Genomic DNA, 17,013 nt, shown 5'->3' with positions numbered 1-17,013 from the left:
CCTTGCCGGAGTTTTCGGGTGAAAAACAAACCATTCTGGGTGCAACCGCTGACATCATTGCCGCTGAGCCTCAAACCGATTGCCGCCATGCAGCAAAAACATTACGGAGCTGTGCTGAATCCCACGCGCTGGTGGGGGCGTATGCCACGCCTGTTTTGGCTGGTGGCGCTGTTTGTTGGCTATCTTGAGCGAAAAAAAGCACGGCTCGACCCTGGGCTGCGGGCGCTATTGATGACGCGCGTCTCCCAACAGTGCGAATGCGCATTCTGTATTGATGCCAATAGTCTACGGCTGGCGCAGCGAAGCGGCGCGATGGCGAAAGTGCAGGAGGTGGCACAGTGGCGTGATTCCACACTGTTCAGCCCGGCGGAACGCGTCGCGCTGGCCTATGCGGAAGCCGTTACTGCAACGCCTCCGATAGTCACCGCGGCAGAAAAAGAGGCGTTACAACGTCACTTTAATGATGCGCAAATTACGGAAATGACCGCACTGATTGCCTTTCAAAATCTCTCGGCGCGATTCAACGCCGCGCTGGATATCCCTTCTCAGGGATTATGTACCCCAACAGGAAAACCGCATGCTTGACCGACATCTTCACCCTCGACTGAAACCCTGGCTTAATCGCGCCGCGAGCGTGCTGGATCGCCCGTTAGTCACGCCTGATGGCGTCACGCTGGTTGGTTTTGCCATTGGCGTGCTGGCGCTGCCGTTTCTGGCGCTAGGGTGGTACGGCGCGGCTCTGGCGGCGATTATCCTTAACCGTTTGTGCGACGGGCTCGACGGTGCGCTGGCGCGGCGGCGCGGTTTAACCGATGCGGGTGGATTCCTCGACATCGCGCTCGATTTCCTCTTTTACGCGCTGGTGCCGTTTGGTTTTGTTCTTGCGGACCCATTGAACAACGCAATAGCGGGCGCGTGGCTGCTGTTTGCGTTTATCGGTACCGGCAGCAGCTTTCTGGCGTTTGCGGCGCTGGCGGCAAAATACAGTATTGATAACCCCGGCTATGCGCACAAATCGTTTTATTATCTCGGTGGTCTGACGGAAGGCAGTGAAACGATGGCATTCTTTGTACTTTGCTGCCTGTTCCCGGCGTACTTTTCCTGGCTGGCGTGGATTTTCGGCGCGCTGTGCTGGCTGACAACGTTTAATCGGGTATGGGGCGGGTATGTGACGCTGAGAGCGTGTCAGCGTCACGGAGATAAAAATTAATGCACGCTGTCCGGTTTGCGCTCGCCCGTCGCGACCGGATTTTTCGGGTTCGCGCTCCATTCGTACCAGCCGCCGTCGTAGACCGCAACGTTTTGCCAGCCCATGGCGCGGGCGTACATAAAGGTTTCAGATGCGCGCCAGCCGGTGCCGCAGTAAAACGCAACATGCTGTTCAGGCAGGATATTCCAGCTTTTCCACATTTCCGCAATATCATCCGCGCTACGCATGGTGCCGTCGGGGTTGTGGAAATCTTCCATATGCGTGGAGTCGCTGCCCGCATGGCCCCATCGTGCGCCAGCGATATCGCCTTTTGGCTTGATATAGCTATAACCGCTGGTGGTGCCGATAAATTCCGGCCAGGAACGAATGCTGACCAACGACGCGTCTTTACGGTTGAGCAGGCTGCGTGCTTGCTCCATATCCAGCATGAGCTGTGGTTGCGCCGGTATAGTGACGCCAAAGTCTGGCTCCGGTTTTACTTTTGTGGCGGTGCCCCGTTCCACGGGCAGCCCCGAATCAGACCAGGTTTTCCAGCCACCGTCGAGCAGACGCACATCTTTAACCCCGGCGTAGAGCATAATTTGCGCCACGCGCGCGGCGGCATAAACGTCACGTCCGTAGAGAATGACCGTGGTGTCGTGTCGAATGCCGTGTTTCGCCAGCATGGCTTTCAACTGTTCGTCGGAGACTTTATTCCACAGCGGCTCGCTTTCGACCTCGTTGGTGTCGATGTACCCCGCGCCCGGAATGTGGCTGAGCAGATAAAGTTTTGGCGCACCCCAACCGGCCTCCAGGACTTTCCAGTCACCTGCTGGTTTTGCCGTCACGGGTTTGTTTGTCTGCAGATCGCGAAGCCACTGCGGGTAGACCAGTTGTTCAAAGTGAGGAAGTCGCTGTAGGCGATTTTGCTGTTGCAGTGCGTCGCTTAAACGTGAAATCTGCGTGTAACCGATTTTCTCTAAACGTTCAGCAACAGCCTGATTGTCTTTATCGCTGCCGTACAGTGCGATTGCGGTCTCTTTTTTCAGCTTATGCTGCTGCGCCCAGGCGGCAAGCTGCTCGTCGCTCATCGACGAAAGCCAGTTGGCCGACAGGTTCAGTGCCATCGGTTCGTGACCCTGCGGGCCATTGGCGCTTTGCGGCCAGCCGTTGTAGAACGCGCTCATCCGCGTATCAATAGCCACACCGTTTTGCTGCAGCAGGTGAGAGAAGCTCAGCGTTTTCGCCATATCAGCAGCCAAAACCGAGGTGGAAAGTCCAAGCGCGAGGGCCAGCAAAGAGAGTTGAGAAACACGTTTCATCGAATCGCCCGACATATAAAAAATGGAACGCCATTTTGAACGTCTCCCTGCGGAAATACTTTGCGTTAACGCAGTATTATCGCGCCTGAACAGTTTTCACGATGAAATATCACGCCGCTAAACAGTCTGATGCCAGCGCATCATATCCAGGCTTGGCATATTTTCAGGCGCATCTGCCGGATCGTGTGTGACCAGAATAGTCGGGATATTTTGCGCGCGAATCGTGTCAAATACCCACTGACGAAAGGAGACGCGCAAGGCGCTGTCCAGCCGGCTGAAGGGTTCGTCAAGCAGGAGCGCGTCGGGCTGAGCCAGCAGCGCGCGCAACAGTGCGACACGCGCGCGCTGGCCGCCAGACAATGTTGCCGGATCGCGGGCATAAAAATCGCTCAGCCCGGCCTGTGCCAGTGCATGGAAAACGGCGGCTTTGCGCTGATGACCACGCATTGAGGCCGGGAGCGCCAGCTGCAGATTGTGGCCCACGCTCAGGTGATCAAACAGCAGCGCATCCTGAAACAGAATCCCGATGCGTCGCCGTTCAGTAGGCAGTTGCTCAATGCGTGAGCCGTTCAACCACAGTTCGCCGCTGGCCTGAAATGCCGGGGAAAGCGCGCCAATCATCCACGAAAACAGCGTTGATTTTCCACAGCCAGAAGGCCCCATCAGTGTGACTATTTCGCCTGGCTGAACGCTAAAAGAAACATTGCGCAGTAGCGGTTGTTGTCCTTTCGTCAGTGTGACGTTGTTTATCTGCAACATTAGCGTAGCCCCTGTCGATAATGGCCAATCGTACGCGCCAGTATCGCCGTGAAGGTGAAAAACAGTACCGGCAATATGAGCTGCCAGAGCCCCTGAGTGGCAAGCTGCGCTGAAGCACTGCCGCTGGAAAGCGCCACCGCTTCTGTCGTGAGCGTCGGTATGCGTCCGGCGCCCAGCCACTGAGTGGGTAAATATTGCGCGATGCTGACTGAAAATCCGACCGCCAGCGCGGAGAGCAGCGGTTTGATAATCAGCGGACATTTGATTTGCAAAAAAATGCGCGTCTGCTGCCAGCCGAGGGTACGGGCAATCAACACCTGACGCGAGTCGATACGCTGCCAGGCCGGGCGAAGGATAAACAACATCCACGGAATGACCCACAGCAGATGCCCCCACAGTACGGTGGGAAATTGCCCATCCAGCCAGCCATATAACGCAATCTCATACTGTCCCGCCGCTAGCGGCAGGGCGGGCAGAATAAGCGGCAACCACAGACAGCGCGTCAGGGCCGATGGCCCCCATTCCAGCCATAGCAGACAAAGCGCAGCACCCAGCAATGAAGCCCATAACGCCAGCCAGACACTGTTACTGAAGACGAGACCATCCGGCAGCGTAGCCCTGGCAAGTAGCACAAGCGTCAGGGTTGAGAATAACCCACTCAGCGGGATGAGCTGGCTTGCTATTGTTCCGCTCAGCAACGAGGTTTGCACGTGGCGACGGCCATGAAGCCCGGGGAAGAAACGCTGCCCTGTATGCCACAGTAGATACGCGCTAAGCGCCAGAACTGCCAGCAGCATCAGCAGTACAATGCAGGTAAGCTGGCCTTTAATTTGTGCCGTTTCTTCTCCCTGATTGAGCCATTGCCACGCCAGGACGGCAAGAGTTGGTGGATTACCGGGGCCGAGTACGATTGCCACATCGACCACAGAGAGTGTCCATGCGGTCGTCGCCAGCAGGGCCATGCTCAGTGCGGGCATAAGGGTGGGCAGAATCAGATATCGCAGGCATTGTCCTCGACTGTAGCCAAGACTGCGGAGCACGATAAGCTGTTCACCGAGCTGCTTTTCACCTAACGCCGCCCAGCTAACCCAGAGCAGAAATGCACTCTCTTTGACCGCCAGCACCAGTCCCAACCCGACACCATAACGATCCGGGAGCGCATGCAAAACGGGGATTAAACGGTAGATAACGCCACCTTCAGCAAATAACAGGAGGGCACTGGTGGCAAAGGCAACATGTGGTAGCGCCAACAGCAACGGCAGACGAGCAGCAAGTCGTTCCCAGCCGGAGGAAGGCCATAGCGCGGTAATCATTATCAGTGTCAGGGTAAGCGCACCGCCTACAGCGATAAACGAAGAAATAAGTGTGGCGCTTAAGGCCTGGCTGAACTGGGGCTCATCCATTAAAAGATGCCAGTTATCAGGTATAAACGCCGGGCGCAGAAAGGCAACCGCAGGAAACAGCGGCAGGTAGATAAGCAGCATCGCGCCGCAACACAGAGCGCTTAATGCGTACCGTAGCGGCGTAGCCATTCCTGCTCCAGTGCGTTAACCCATGCAGCATGCGGCTCTGCCAGAACAGGAGGCAGATCAGCAGGGACGTGAGCCAAAAGCGCATCGCGCTGTGGGCCGTTAAGCTTGTCCGGGGCCAGCACCGTGGGATCACCCCACACCTCAGGATCGGCTTTGCGCAGTTGCGCTTCAGGCGACAGCAGGAAATTCGCCACGACCTGCGCCGCCGCGCTGGCGCGGGCGTTCGCCGGGATTGTCACAAAATGGACGTTACCCAGCATCCCGGCCTGAAACCCAAAGCCGTAGCTGTCGTCCGGAAGCTCGCCGGTGGCGATTTTTTGCTGGGCATGCAAAGGATTGAACGTCAGCGATAAACGCAGCGTCCCGTTCGCCAGCATGGCATCCATTCGCGCGGGCGTCGGCGGAAAATCGCGTCCGTTACGCCACAGCAACGGGTGAAGTTCGTCGAGATAGCGCCAGAGCGGGGCGGTAACCTGCGCGAAGTGACTCTCCTGCGGCGGTTGTTTGAGTATGTCGGGTTCGGGAGTGAGAGAAATCAATAACTGTTCAAGCAGCGCCGTCCCGGTGAAGTCTGGCGGACGCGGGTAGCTGACGGTTCCCGGATTCTGTTTTGCATATGCCAGCAGTGCCTGAGGCGACAACAGCGGTTGTGGCGTCTGCGAACGGCGAGCAATAAACGTCAATTGAGCACTGCCCCATGGTGACTCCGCGCCCTCTACCGGTACGGAAAAATCCTCTCGCACCGGTTTTTGGGTATCAACGAACTGCCAGTTGGGCAACTGTTCGGCCCAGCCTGTACGCAGCAGGCCGCCTTCTTTCAGGGTACGGAAATTTTCCCCATTCACCCACAGGAGATCCACCGATCCGCCGGTGGTGCGCCCGGCTTTGGCTTCCGTCTGAATGCGTTTGACCGTATCGGCCGCATCGGCAATATGCACTATTCGTAGGTTTATGGCGTAATCACGTTTGACCTCGCCGCTGACCCAATCCAGATAGTGGTTGACTGCCGCATCACCGCCCCATGCGTTAAACCAAACCGTCTGACCTTTCGCTTCTTGTTCGATACTCTGCCAACGAGCATCACCGGCATTGGCGAGTTGAGGTGCCAGCATTAGCATTCCCAGGCACAGCAGGTGGCAGCGCAGATCACGCATAATTTCTCCTGAATCGTTTTAATGTTCGTTTTTTTGCCGGGCCAGCCACAGGCTCTTCACCATGATAATCAGCACGCTCAACGCAAAAAGAATAGACAAACCCGTGACAAACCAAAAGGTTCCGCCAGTGAGCATGCTGCCCACCAGGGAGTAGACGACGGTAGCGGGAAGCTGACCCAGGCCTGTTGCCAAAAAGAAGTCGCGAAAGCGTATGGCGGTGAGGCCTGCGGCATAGCTAATGGGATCGAAGGGAACAAAAGGAAGTAGCCGGCAAATAAGAATGGTGTGTTTGCCGTAGCGGGCAAAAAAACCATCCATGCTTTCAAGCACGCGTTTCCCGGTGAGCTTTTCGACCGCTTCACGCCCAAGGACGCGGGCAAGATAGAAGCACAATGTCGCTCCGGCCATGGCGCTGCTCCACGAGAGCAATCCGCCCCAGAACGCACCAAAAAGAGACGCATTGGCAAAGGTGAGGATAAACGCCGGGAGCGGGGCGATGATGGCCTGCAAAATCATCAGGAAGAATGATACGAGCGCCGCCTGAGGGGCCCCACGCTCGTATAAAGTGTTCTATGCCCTGTTGGTCAAGTGACGCGAGAGCGGCTACTCCGTGATTGATGAACAACTTAACGGGGGGAATAAAGGCCCATGCCAGCACGACGATAATCGCCAGCATGATAATCCCTGCACGGCACCGACGGAGGTTACTCATGGTGATGCTCCCGGCGCAAATCAATTTTCCGGTAGCGCGCGTAGCGCTTCGCCGCCTGTATCACGATAAACAACACCCCTCCCGCAAGGCACAGCTTTGCCATAAAGAGGGCCGTTGATCCCTGGGTGACAAGTTCATTAGCCATCAGCGTATAGATGAATATTCCCGGCAATGTTGTCACTGCGGAGATCACTGTATAGCGCCAGAAAGGGATGGCCGTCAGACCATAGGCATAATTTTGGATGTTATAGGGAAACAGTGGAATCAACCGCGTCAGAATTAAGTAATCGCTGCCGCTGCGCCTGATCCCTTTTTCAATAGTCTGAAAGACGGCAGTATGGCCGAGATATTTCAGTAAGAGGTCTCGCCCCATCCAGCGGGCAACTAAAAAGGAGAGCGCCGAGGCGAGTGTTGCCGCAACCAGCGATAACAGCGTGCCTGTCACGGTGCCAAATACCAGCCCGCCGACGATCACCAATAAACTGCCCGGAAGCAGGAAAAGTGTGGCAAGAGTGAATAAGACCACGTAAAGCGTGTAGCCGCGCACGCCGTGTTGCTGAACCGCGGCCTGTAAACGTGATAAATCGCTAAGCAGTGAAAATAATCCGCAGGAGTGCAGCAGATAGCAAACCACACCGAAGAATATAAAGGCGAGAATGAACTTACTCTCTGCCTGAATTAACACTTCTTTCGCATGAGGTTTCCCTGAGTTGACGAGTAAGAAAAGAGGCGCGACGGTATAATAAATCAAGATAAACAACAAAGTGTAAGTGTGGGTTTGTTGATTTGTCGCAAAAGAAACGCTCCCCGTAGGGAGCGTTTGAACTTACTCTTTAAACGTTGCCCAAACAGGCGCATGGTCAGAAGGTTTTTCCATACTGCGGATTTCGTAATCAATCCCTGTTTCAATGCAGCGTTCCGCCAGCGGGGGGCTCGCCAGCAGCAGGTCAATGCGCAGGCCACGGTTATCATCAAAGCCTTTAGAACGGTAATCGAACCACGAGAAGCGGTCGCTGGTTTCCGGGTTGGCATGGCGGAAGGTATCGACCAACCCCCAGTTCAGCAGACGTCCCATCCACTCGCGCTCTTCCGGCAGGAAGGAACATTTACCGGTACGCAGCCAGCGTTTACGATTCTCCTCGCCGATGCCAATGTCCAGGTCCGTCGGGCTGATGTTCATGTCGCCCATAATCAGCACCGGATTGCTACTTTTCAGCTCATTTTCCAGGTAATCCTGCAGATCCTGATAAAACTTCGCTTTCGCCGGGAATTTAGTTTCGTGGTCACGACTTTCGCCCTGTGGGAAGTAACCGTTGATAACGGTGACATTCCCAAGCGGCGACGGGATCTCAGCGATGATCAGACGACGTTGCGCTTCTTCGTTATCGTTGGGAAAACCACGGCGCACGGCAATGGGCGTCTCTTTCGTCAGCAGGGCAACGCCGTAGTGACCTTTCTGCCCGTGATAGAAAATGTTGTAACCCAGTTTTGCTACCTCTTCGAGAGGGAACATATCGTCGTGAACTTTTGTCTCCTGCAAGCCGATGACATCAGGTTGATGTTTCTCAACGATGGCTTCTAGTTGATGGGGGCGTGCGCGCAGGCCGTTGATATTAAAAGAGACAAATTTCATAGTCGCTGCCACTTTGCAAGGTGAATTGTAACGGAATGGTATCAGAAATGGTGGCTTACGTGAACGATTCGTCAGAATTTGCGAGGCGCTACGAGGAACCTGCAATTGGTCGCCAAAAGGCCGAAAAGCGGGTCGATTTTGTCGGGGGATGAGCAGAGAATTCGCGTGGGTGCTTGAGGCTTTCTGGCTTCAGGCAATCGATGAGGTTCAGAAGGACGAAAGCCCCAGGAAGATGTTTAAAATCAACCTGAGGCTAGCTTCCGAACCCAACAATTCGGATGTTAGTCTCTTCTTTGCATGGAGGCAAGACATGCTGACGAAATACGCCCTTGTGGCAATCATAGTGCTATGCATAACGGCACTCGGATTCACGCTGATGGTACGAGACTCGTTATGTGAGTTGAGTATTCGGGAGCGTGGTATGGAGTTTAAGGCCATTCTCGCTTACGAACCGAAGAAGTAGCCTGACGCGCGGGGAGCACTCCCCGCGTTTCGGATGGCTGGGTTTAGCATTCAATGCACCCAATTTTTCTTCATATCAGCCCATGCTCCGCAGCGTAATAGAGCAAAATCTGCACCACAATGACGCGTCTGGCCCCCAAATAGCGCATAAAAGTACGATAAATTTCGTAATGGATCACAATTCCAGAATTATATTTTATTAATGCATAATCGTTCGAATGATATCTCTGGAATCATCGATTGAATGTGTTTTATTCACTATTTATGCAAAAATAGTGAATAGTGGCTGCCTTTAACTTATTGATATTACAGAACCCTCTTCAGGTTATGCATTTTTGCCGCTGGCTGGCACAAACCGTGCAATCTACATTTACAGCGCAAACACCTATATTCATTAACATAAATGAAACCTTTCATTTACCAGAAGAGGTCGCTATGGCTCAGTCAATTACCCGTCAGGATTTCGATCAGTGGATGATGCCGGTTTACGCGCCGGCACCGTTTATTCCAGTGCGTGGCGAGGGATCACGCCTGTGGGATCAGCAAGGGAAGGAGTATATCGACTTTGCGGGGGGGATTGCGGTTAATGCATTGGGGCATGCGCATCCGGCGATGATTCAGGCGCTCACTGAACAGGCAACTAAGTTCTGGCATACGGGTAATGGCTACACCAATGAACCTGCGCTGCGTCTGGCGAAACAGCTGATTGATGCCACGTTTGCCGACCGGGTATTTTTCTGTAACTCGGGGGCGGAGGCTAACGAAGCCGCGCTGAAGCTGGCGCGCAAATATGCGCATGATAAGTTTGGCAGTCATAAAAGTGGCATTGTCGCGTTCAAAAATGCCTTCCATGGCCGCACGCTTTTCACCGTCTCGGCGGGCGGGCAGCCTGCCTATTCACAGGATTTCGCGCCGCTGCCGCCGGACATTCGTCACGCCGGGTATAACGATCTGGCGTCCGCCAGCGCACTTATTGATGACGGCACCTGCGCGGTGATCGTCGAACCGATGCAGGGGGAAGGCGGCGTGGTACCTGCCGATCCGGCGTTTTTACGCAGCCTGCGCGAACTGTGTGATCGCCACGACGCGTTGCTGATTTTTGATGAGGTGCAAACCGGCGTGGGCCGCACGGGCGAACTGTACGCGTATATGCACTACGGCGTGACGCCCGATCTGCTGACTACCGCGAAAGCGCTGGGTGGCGGTTTCCCGGTGGGCGCATTGTTGGCAAAAGAAACCTACGCCAGCGTGATGACCGTGGGAACCCACGGGACGACCTACGGCGGTAACCCTTTAGCCAGCGCGGTAGCGGGCGCGGTCTTTTCCATCATTAATACTCCGCAGGTACTCAACGGCGTGAAGCAGCGTCAGCAGTGGTTTAACGAGCGCTTATTGTCGATAAACGCGCGCTACAGCCTGTTTAACGAGATTCGGGGCCTGGGGCTGTTGATCGGCTGTGAGCTGAAAGCGGCGTATGCGGGGAAAGCGAAACAGATCAGTCAGCTGGCTGCGGAAGAGGGGCTGATGGTGCTGATCGCGGGGGCTAACGTCGTGCGCTTTGCGCCCGCGCTGATTATCACAGAAGAAGAGGTGACCCACGGACTTGACCGTTTTGAACGGGCCTGTGAACGTTTTCTGGCAGGAGTTTCGCCATGATGATTATCCGTCCAATCGAACGCGATGACCTGCCTGGCCTGTTACGATTAGCGGGAGAGACGGGCGGGGGGCTGACCTCTCTTCCCGCCGATGAATCTACTCTGTCGGCGCGCATCAATCGGTCATTGGCCACCTGGCGGGGTGAGCTTCCGCGCAGTGAGCAGGGTTACGTTTTTGTGCTTGAAGAGAGCGATAGCGGCAACATCGTGGGCATTTGCGCCATCGAGGTGGCGGTGGGATTGAACGATCCCTGGTACAACTACCGGGTCGGTACGCTGGTGCACGCCTCGAAGGAGCTGAATGTCTACAACGCGTTGCCAACCCTCTTTTTAAGTAACGATCACACTGGCAGTAGTGAGCTTTGCTCGCTGTTCCTTGAACCGGAGTGGCGTAAAGAGAATAACGGTTACCTGTTATCGAAAGCGCGGTTTCTGTTTATGGCCGCCTTCCGCGATCGTTTCAGCGAAAAAGTGGTCGCTGAGATGCGCGGTGTGATTGATGAACACGGCTACTCGCCCTTTTGGGATGCGTTGGGAAAACGCTTTTTCTCCATGGATTTCTCTCGAGCGGATTATCTGTGCGGCACGGGACAGAAGGCGTTTATTGCTGAATTGATGCCGAAGCATCCTATCTATACCGATTTTTTGTCCGACGAGGCGCGAGCGGTGATCGGCCAGGTCCATCCGCAGACCGCGCCTGCACGTAAGGTTCTGGAAAAAGAGGGTTTTCGCTACCGCGACTACGTCGATATCTTCGATGGCGGCCCGACGCTTGAGTGCGATCTCGACCGTATCCGGGCGATTCGCAAAAGTCGTCTGGTGACGGTGGCGGAAGGTCAGCCAGCCCCAGGCGAACGGCCCGTTTGTCTGGTTGCCAACGAACAGTACCAACATTTCCGCGCCATGCTGGTGGCGGCGGATCCCCATTGCGACAAGCTGTTACTCAACGCACAACAGCTTGATGCCCTGAAATGTCACGCTGGTGATAACGTTCGCCTGGTGCGCCTTTGCCCGGAGGAGAAAAAAATATGAGTTTATGGATTGGTGGTGAATGGCTTAACGGTCTCGGCCAGACGCGGGAGAAAACCAACCCGGTCACCCAGCAGACGCTATGGCAGGGGCGGGATGCCGATCCCGCTCAGGTTGCGCAGGCGGTCGCCGCCGCGCGTGCTGCGTTTCCTGGCTGGGCGCGTGAACCGTTTGAATTACGTCAACGTATTGCCGAAACCTTTGCTCAGTTGCTTGAAAGCCGTAAAGCGTCGCTCACCGAGGTTATCGCCAGCGAAACGGGCAAGCCGCGATGGGAAGCGGCCACAGAAGTGGCGGCGATGATCAATAAAATCGCTATCTCCGTTCGGGCGTACCACAGCCGCACCGGCGAGCAACATACGGATATGCCGGACGGCGCGGCGACGCTGCGTCATCGCCCGCACGGCGTGCTGGCGGTATTCGGCCCCTATAACTTTCCCGGGCATTTACCGAACGGGCATATCGTCCCGGCGCTGCTGGCGGGGAATACAGTGGTTTTTAAACCCAGCGAGCAGACGCCGCTGAGTGGTGAAGTGGTGATGAAATTATGGCAGGAAGCCGGGCTGCCTGCAGGCGTGCTGAATCTTGTGCAGGGTGGACGAGAAACCGGAGAAGCCTTAAGCAGCGATCCGGGTATTGATGGGCTGCTTTTTACCGGCAGCTCCCACACCGGTTTTCACCTGCATCGCCAGCTGGCGGGGCAGCCGCAGAAAATTCTTGCCCTTGAAATGGGCGGCAATAACCCACTGATTGTTGATGAGCCGGAGGATATTGATGCGGCGGTACATCTGACGATCCAGTCGGCCTTTATTACCGCCGGGCAGCGTTGTACCTGTGCGCGACGCCTGCTGGTGAGTCGCGGCGACCGTGGTGATGCGTTTTTACGCCGGCTGGTGACTGTAGCACAACGTATTATTCCCGGTGCATGGGATGCTGAGCCCCAGCCCTTTATGGGCGGCTTAATTTCGCCGCAGGCGGCACAAATGGTGCATCAGGCGTGGTTGCAGCATGTCGCCAACGGTGGCGTCACGTTGCTGGAGCCGCGTTTATTGCAAAGCGGCACGTCGTTGCTCACGCCAGGCATTGTTGACCTTACGGAGGTGAGTGCAGTGCCCGATGAAGAGGTTTTTGGCCCGTTATTGTGCGTGTGGCGCTATGACAATTTCGACGAAGCGATAGCCCTTGCCAACCACACCCGTTATGGGCTGGCAAGTGGATTAATCTCGCCCGACCGGGAAAAATTCGACCGCCTGCTGCTGGAGGCGCGTGCGGGAATTGTGAACTGGAATAAACCGCTCACCGGTGCCGCAAGCACCGCGCCATTTGGTGGCGCGGGAGCCTCGGGTAATCATCGGCCGGGTGCATGGTACGCTGCAGATTACTGCGCCTGGCCAATGGCAAGCCTGGAATCGCCGACTATCGCGTTGCCGCAAAACCTGAACCCTGGGCTTGATTTCAGCCAGGAGAGCGCATCATGAATGCCTGGGAGGTCAATTTTGATGGCCTGCCGGGCCTGACGCACCATTACGCCGGTTTATCTTTTGGCAATGAAGCCTCGACGCGCAATCAGTTTCAGATCTCGAACCCGCAGCGCGCAGCGAAACAGGGGCTGCTGAAAATGAAAGCGCTGGCGGATGCGGGATTTAAGCAGGGGATCATTCCTCCGCAGGCGCGCCCCAACGTCAGCGTGTTACGCCAACTGGGGTTCGACGGCAGCGATGAGCAGGTGGTGGCGAAAGTTGCCGCGCAGGCGCCACAACTGTTAAGTGCGGCCAGTTCCGCGTCATCCATGTGGGTCGCGAATGCGGCGACGGTGGCACCTTCAGCGGATACGTTGGATGGACGCGTGCACCTTACCGTGGCCAACCTGAACAATAAATTTCATCGCGCGACGGAAGCGCCCACCACAGAAGCGCTGCTGCGTGCGATCTTCATGGATGAAAACCGTTTCGTTGTACATCGGGCACTTCCTCAGGTGGCGATGTTCGGCGATGAGGGCGCGGCAAACCACAACCGTTTGGGTAGCGACTACGGCCAACTGGGTCTACAGCTATTTGTCTATGGGCGCGATGCGTGCCAGGAAACGCAGCCACAGCGGTATCCAGCGCGTCAGACCCTCGCGGCCAGCGAAGCCGTGGCGCGTCTGAATCAGGTCAACCCCAACCAGGTGCTGTTCGCGCAGCAAAACCCGGCGGTTATCGATCAGGGCGTTTTTCACAATGATGTTATCGCCGTGAGCAACCGTCAGGTGCTGTTGTGCCACGAGCAAGCGTTCATTAACCAGTCTGCGTTAATGACAGAACTGGCGCGCCGCGTACCCGGTTTTACGCCCATTGAAGTGCCGACATCGCGCGTGACGGTCGCCGATGCGGTCGCCACTTATCTGTTTAACAGTCAGTTATTGTCGAAACCGGATGGCAGTATGCTGTTAGTGCTACCGGCGGAATGCGAGACGAATCCGCGCGTCCGGCGCTATCTGAACGAATTACTGGAGCAGGATAACCCGATTAGCGAGCTGAAGGTTTTTGATTTACGAGAAAGCATGGCTAACGGCGGCGGCCCGGCGTGTTTACGCCTGCGCGTGGTGCTGACGGAGGAGGAGTATCACGCGGTGAATCCGGCGGTGTTGATGAATGACACCCTGTTTGCCACGCTCAATAACTGGGTTGACCGCTATTATCGCGATCGCCTGACCCAGGTCGACCTCGCTGACCCGCAGCTTTTACGGGAAGGGCGCGAAGCACTGGATCGGTTGACGCAAATTCTGCAACTGGGATCGGTCTATGACTTCCAGCAATAAGGAGACGCCATGCAGCATTTTTTACCGCTAACGCTTGCGGGCACGCAGCCAGAGAGCGTACAGGGAGAGGGGCCATCATTTTACTGGCGCTGGCGTGGGGCGGGAATGCTTGAGCTGACACCTTACCAACCGTGTCGACGCGCGCTGGTGATTTCAGCAGGCATCCACGGTAACGAAACCGCGCCGGTAGAAATGGTTGATGCATTGCTTGCCGGGTTGCTGGCCGGAAATATTGTTCTGCGCTGGCGGCTACTGGTGATTCTGGGGAACCCGCCCGCGCTGCGTAATAATCGACGTTACCTGCATAGTGATATGAACCGCATGTTTGGTGAGCGCTGGCAGCAGTTTCCATCTTCCGATGAAACGGCCAGAGTGGCGGAACTTGAGCAGGCGATGACGGCGTTTTACAACACCCATCCCGCCGACAGCGTGCGCTGGCATCTTGATCTGCATACGGCGATTCGCGGCTCGCATCATTTGCGTTTCGGCGTGTTGCCTGCGCGCGACGCGCCATGGGATGACAATTTCCTGAACTGGCTCGGGCGCGCAGGCTTGCAGGCGCTGGTGTTCCATCAAACGCCTGGCGGAACCTTCACACATTACAGTTGTGAACGCTTTTCGGCGCTTGCCTGTACGCTGGAGCTTGGGAAGGCGCTACCGTTTGGTCACAACGATCTCTCCCGTTTTGCTCTCACGCAACAGCAACTGGGATATCTGCTGGCGGGCGAGTGGGGCGGGGGTTCATCCGATACACCGCTTCGCTATCGCGTTGTGCAACAAATTACCCGGCGCAGCGAGGCGTTCCACCTCCATATGTCGGGGCAGACGCTTAACTTTACCCCGTTTGCGCGGGGGACACTGCTTGCGGAAGATGGCGACACGCGCTACGTGGTGGAGAGGCCCTGTGAGTACGTACTGTTTCCAAATCCTGATGTGGCGTTAGGGTTGCGGGCGGGGCTGATGCTGGAGCGCTGCGGTTAATTATTCCGGCGCCGCTACAATAACGTAGCGGCATTATTTCTTCGTTTTTATTTCTGATACAGATTATTCCTATCAAACTGCTTTATTTATCGTCAGTGCTATTTTATACTTCTTCATATTCCCTTCGTAATCAGTTGCTTGTTTATTATTGTTGCAACTCTCCATCATTTTTCCTTAATTCCTTCACAATTGGCGTAAAATTGTTTTTTACACTTTCATTGTTTTACGCACGCTCTGATTAATTGACGATAAACCCCGTAAAGTTAATCTCGTCAACACGGCAACGCGCCGTAAATAAGAACTTCAAAGTAAGGAATTAATGATGAAAAAGATGACTGCACTGTTTGTTGCCTCTACTCTGGCTCTGGGCGCGGCTAACCTGGCTCACGCGGCCGATACCTCTACTGCTCCCGCTGCACAGCCGGATGGCAAAACCATGATGCATCACCACAAAGGCAAACCTGGCCCGCGTCATCACGAAATGATGATGTTCCAGGGACTGAACCTGACCGATGCGCAGAAACAGCAGATCCGCGACATCAAGAAAGCGGAACATGACAAAATGCAGGACAATCGCCGCGCGATGCACGACCTGATCGCCAGCGACAGCTTCGACAAAGCGAAAGCGCAGGCGCAAATCGACAAAATGGATACCCAGCGTAAAGAGATGATGCTGTCTCACATGGAAACCCAGAACAAGATTTACAACATTTTAACGCCGGAACAGAAAAAACAGTTTAATGCTAATTTTGAGAAGCGTCTGACAGAACGTCACGCGCCGGAAGGTAAAATGCCGGTACCTGCTGAATAACTCAGCGCACTGACTTAAGACCGCCGGACCTGCTCATACGCCGCTTAGAGGCTGTGGGCAGGCCCGGCGGTTTTTCTTTTAGCGTTTCCAGAAATCGTCAAACACCGTAATCGGTGGGCGACGCTTGTGTTCTGTCTTCACATACCAGCCTTCGATAATCTTCGCCAGTTCAGGTGCGACAGTTTTACCTTCCAGGTAGTCGTCGATATTTTCATAGGTGACACCCAGCGCGACTTCGTCAGGCAGGGAAGGGCGATCGTCTTCCAGATCTGCAGTTGGCGCTTTCAGATAGAGATGCTCCGGGCAGCCCAACGCAGCCAGTAGCTGTTTTCCCTGACGCTTATTCAGACGGAAAAGCGGGTTTATGTCGGTACCGCCGTCACCATATTTAGTAAAGAAGCCGGTCACCGCTTCTGCCGCGTGGTCGGTGCCGACCACCACACCGTTGGTCATTCCGGCGATGCTGTACTGCGCTTTCATGCGTTCACGGGCTTTTTCGTTGCCGCGAACGAAATCGCTCAGTTCAATACCCGCTTCGCGCAGGGCCTCTTCGCTGGCGAGCACTGCCCCCTTAATATTGACGGTCAGAACGCGATCCGGCTGGATAAAGGCGATAGCGTCCTGACAATCCTGCTCGTCGGCCTGTACGCCGAACGGCAAACGCACGGCGATAAATTGCAGTGCGTCATCGCCGCTTTCTTTACGCAGTTCACTGATAGCCTGCTGGCACAGTTTACCGGCGAGAGTGGAGTCCTGGCCGCCGCTGATGCCTAATACCAGTGATTTAATAAACGGATAGGTTTGCAGATACGTTTTCAGGAAATCAACGCTACGGCGGATCTCCTGTTGCACATCAATCTGTGGTTTTACGCCAAGCGCCTGGATGATTTCCTGCTGTAAACTCATTTACCCCTCCAAAAGATGTTGCCGATACCCATCAGAACAAGACCTTAAAGCTACCTCTTTGAGGCTGA

The 17,013-nt window shown here is 55.4% G+C and carries 16 protein-coding genes and 1 pseudogene; 9 read left to right on the top strand and 8 right to left on the bottom strand.

Annotated features, from left to right (window positions below):
- The first annotated feature begins 18 nt into the window (after window positions 1-18).
- Window positions 19-585 carry a carboxymuconolactone decarboxylase family protein gene (locus tag ACOXYR_RS11655; RefSeq protein WP_189623268.1) on the top strand — a complete coding sequence of 189 codons (567 nt, stop codon included), beginning with the start codon at window positions 19-21 and terminating at the stop codon, window positions 583-585.
- Window positions 578-1,210, top strand: a complete 633-nt coding sequence (locus ACOXYR_RS11650; RefSeq protein WP_421355200.1) for a CDP-alcohol phosphatidyltransferase family protein — start codon at window positions 578-580, stop codon at window positions 1,208-1,210. Before ACOXYR_RS11655 ends, ACOXYR_RS11650 begins: the two co-directional genes overlap by 8 nt.
- Here the strand turns inward: ACOXYR_RS11650 and ACOXYR_RS11645 are convergent.
- From ACOXYR_RS11645 to xthA, 7 genes and pseudogenes are all read right to left on the bottom strand, one after another.
- On the bottom strand, window positions 1,207-2,511 hold the full coding sequence (locus ACOXYR_RS11645; RefSeq protein ID WP_421355199.1) for a sulfurtransferase: 1,305 nt from the start codon (window positions 2,509-2,511) through the stop codon (window positions 1,207-1,209). The two genes, ACOXYR_RS11650 and ACOXYR_RS11645, sit on opposite strands and share 4 nt — an antisense overlap.
- A gap of 117 nt (window positions 2,512-2,628) precedes the next feature.
- A complete protein-coding gene (locus ACOXYR_RS11640) occupies window positions 2,629-3,270 on the bottom strand; it encodes an ATP-binding cassette domain-containing protein (RefSeq protein WP_421355198.1) in 642 nt (213 codons plus the stop codon).
- Window positions 3,270-4,802, bottom strand: coding sequence for an ABC transporter permease family protein (locus tag ACOXYR_RS11635; protein WP_421355197.1), 1,533 nt, complete (start codon window positions 4,800-4,802; stop codon window positions 3,270-3,272). The genes ACOXYR_RS11640 and ACOXYR_RS11635 overlap by 1 nt, the downstream gene beginning before the upstream one ends.
- The gene (locus ACOXYR_RS11630) at window positions 4,775-5,956 is read right to left on the bottom strand and encodes an ABC transporter substrate-binding protein (protein ID WP_421355196.1); all 1,182 of its coding nucleotides are present in this window, start codon (window positions 5,954-5,956) and stop codon (window positions 4,775-4,777) included. The genes ACOXYR_RS11635 and ACOXYR_RS11630 overlap by 28 nt, the downstream gene beginning before the upstream one ends.
- A gap of 18 nt (window positions 5,957-5,974) precedes the next feature.
- Window positions 5,975-6,668, bottom strand: a pseudogene (locus ACOXYR_RS11625) (TVP38/TMEM64 family protein).
- The gene (locus tag ACOXYR_RS11620; protein WP_421355251.1) at window positions 6,661-7,347 is read right to left on the bottom strand and encodes a TVP38/TMEM64 family protein; all 687 of its coding nucleotides are present in this window, start codon (window positions 7,345-7,347) and stop codon (window positions 6,661-6,663) included. Before ACOXYR_RS11620 ends, ACOXYR_RS11625 begins: the two are co-directional and overlap by 8 nt.
- Before the next feature lie 147 nt (window positions 7,348-7,494).
- The gene (gene xthA, locus ACOXYR_RS11615) at window positions 7,495-8,301 is read right to left on the bottom strand and encodes an exodeoxyribonuclease III (RefSeq protein WP_108475655.1); all 807 of its coding nucleotides are present in this window, start codon (window positions 8,299-8,301) and stop codon (window positions 7,495-7,497) included.
- Window positions 8,302-8,611: 310 nt separating this feature from the next.
- On the opposite strand from xthA, the gene ACOXYR_RS11610 reads away from it, so the two are divergent.
- From ACOXYR_RS11610 to spy, 7 genes are all read left to right on the top strand, one after another.
- Window positions 8,612-8,764 carry a Hok/Gef family protein gene (locus ACOXYR_RS11610; RefSeq protein ID WP_015964762.1) on the top strand — a complete coding sequence of 51 codons (153 nt, stop codon included), beginning with the start codon at window positions 8,612-8,614 and terminating at the stop codon, window positions 8,762-8,764.
- A 434-nt stretch (window positions 8,765-9,198) separates the two neighbouring features.
- A complete protein-coding gene (gene astC, locus ACOXYR_RS11605) occupies window positions 9,199-10,419 on the top strand; it encodes a succinylornithine/acetylornithine transaminase (RefSeq protein ID WP_421355195.1) in 1,221 nt (406 codons plus the stop codon).
- On the top strand, window positions 10,416-11,450 hold the full coding sequence (gene astA / locus ACOXYR_RS11600) for an arginine N-succinyltransferase (RefSeq protein WP_113858655.1): 1,035 nt from the start codon (window positions 10,416-10,418) through the stop codon (window positions 11,448-11,450). The genes astC and astA overlap by 4 nt, the downstream gene beginning before the upstream one ends.
- Complete coding sequence (gene astD / locus ACOXYR_RS11595; protein WP_421355194.1) at window positions 11,447-12,925, top strand: succinylglutamate-semialdehyde dehydrogenase; 1,479 nt, start codon at window positions 11,447-11,449, stop codon at window positions 12,923-12,925. The genes astA and astD overlap by 4 nt, the downstream gene beginning before the upstream one ends.
- A complete protein-coding gene (gene astB, locus ACOXYR_RS11590) occupies window positions 12,922-14,247 on the top strand; it encodes an N-succinylarginine dihydrolase (RefSeq protein WP_421355193.1) in 1,326 nt (441 codons plus the stop codon). Before astD ends, astB begins: the two co-directional genes overlap by 4 nt.
- 9 nt (window positions 14,248-14,256) lie before the next feature.
- Window positions 14,257-15,228: a succinylglutamate desuccinylase gene (astE, locus tag ACOXYR_RS11585; protein WP_350435436.1), complete on the top strand. Its 972-nt coding sequence runs from the start codon at window positions 14,257-14,259 to the stop codon at window positions 15,226-15,228.
- 319 nt (window positions 15,229-15,547) lie between these two features.
- On the top strand, window positions 15,548-16,039 hold the full coding sequence (gene spy / locus ACOXYR_RS11580) for an ATP-independent periplasmic protein-refolding chaperone Spy (protein WP_189623261.1): 492 nt from the start codon (window positions 15,548-15,550) through the stop codon (window positions 16,037-16,039).
- 78 nt (window positions 16,040-16,117) lie between these two features.
- Here the strand turns inward: spy and nadE are convergent, their stop codons facing one another.
- Window positions 16,118-16,945, bottom strand: a complete 828-nt coding sequence (nadE, locus tag ACOXYR_RS11575) for an ammonia-dependent NAD(+) synthetase (RefSeq protein WP_108475648.1) — start codon at window positions 16,943-16,945, stop codon at window positions 16,118-16,120.
- Window positions 16,946-17,013 lie beyond the last annotated feature (68 nt).

The sequence above is a fragment of the Pseudocitrobacter faecalis genome (assembly GCF_965231525.1).
GTDB classification, from domain to species: Bacteria; Pseudomonadota; Gammaproteobacteria; order Enterobacterales; family Enterobacteriaceae; genus Pseudocitrobacter; species Pseudocitrobacter faecalis.
The sequence above is the reverse complement of the archived record's forward strand: the minus strand, read 5'-3'. Positions and strand labels throughout refer to the sequence as shown.

What these genes read in the sequence shown, in the direction of transcription:
- ACOXYR_RS11650 (WP_421355200.1), top strand. Translation starts at nt 578, where the DNA reads ATGCTTGACCGACATCTTCACCCTCGACTGAAACCCTGGCTTAATCGC.
- ACOXYR_RS11645 (WP_421355199.1), bottom strand. Translation starts at nt 2,511, where the DNA reads ATGAAACGTGTTTCTCAACTCTCTTTGCTGGCCCTCGCGCTTGGACTT.
- ACOXYR_RS11640 (WP_421355198.1), bottom strand. Translation starts at nt 3,270, where the DNA reads ATGTTGCAGATAAACAACGTCACACTGACGAAAGGACAACAACCGCTA.
- ACOXYR_RS11635 (WP_421355197.1), bottom strand. Translation starts at nt 4,802, where the DNA reads ATGGCTACGCCGCTACGGTACGCATTAAGCGCTCTGTGTTGCGGCGCG.
- ACOXYR_RS11630 (WP_421355196.1), bottom strand. Translation starts at nt 5,956, where the DNA reads ATGCGTGATCTGCGCTGCCACCTGCTGTGCCTGGGAATGCTAATGCTG.
- xthA (WP_108475655.1), bottom strand. Translation starts at nt 8,301, where the DNA reads ATGAAATTTGTCTCTTTTAATATCAACGGCCTGCGCGCACGCCCCCAT.
- ACOXYR_RS11610 (WP_015964762.1), top strand. Translation starts at nt 8,612, where the DNA reads ATGCTGACGAAATACGCCCTTGTGGCAATCATAGTGCTATGCATAACG.
- astC (WP_421355195.1), top strand. Translation starts at nt 9,199, where the DNA reads ATGGCTCAGTCAATTACCCGTCAGGATTTCGATCAGTGGATGATGCCG.
- astA (WP_113858655.1), top strand. Translation starts at nt 10,416, where the DNA reads ATGATGATTATCCGTCCAATCGAACGCGATGACCTGCCTGGCCTGTTA.
- astD (WP_421355194.1), top strand. Translation starts at nt 11,447, where the DNA reads ATGAGTTTATGGATTGGTGGTGAATGGCTTAACGGTCTCGGCCAGACG.
- astB (WP_421355193.1), top strand. Translation starts at nt 12,922, where the DNA reads ATGAATGCCTGGGAGGTCAATTTTGATGGCCTGCCGGGCCTGACGCAC.
- astE (WP_350435436.1), top strand. Translation starts at nt 14,257, where the DNA reads ATGCAGCATTTTTTACCGCTAACGCTTGCGGGCACGCAGCCAGAGAGC.
- spy (WP_189623261.1), top strand. Translation starts at nt 15,548, where the DNA reads ATGATGAAAAAGATGACTGCACTGTTTGTTGCCTCTACTCTGGCTCTG.
- nadE (WP_108475648.1), bottom strand. Translation starts at nt 16,945, where the DNA reads ATGAGTTTACAGCAGGAAATCATCCAGGCGCTTGGCGTAAAACCACAG.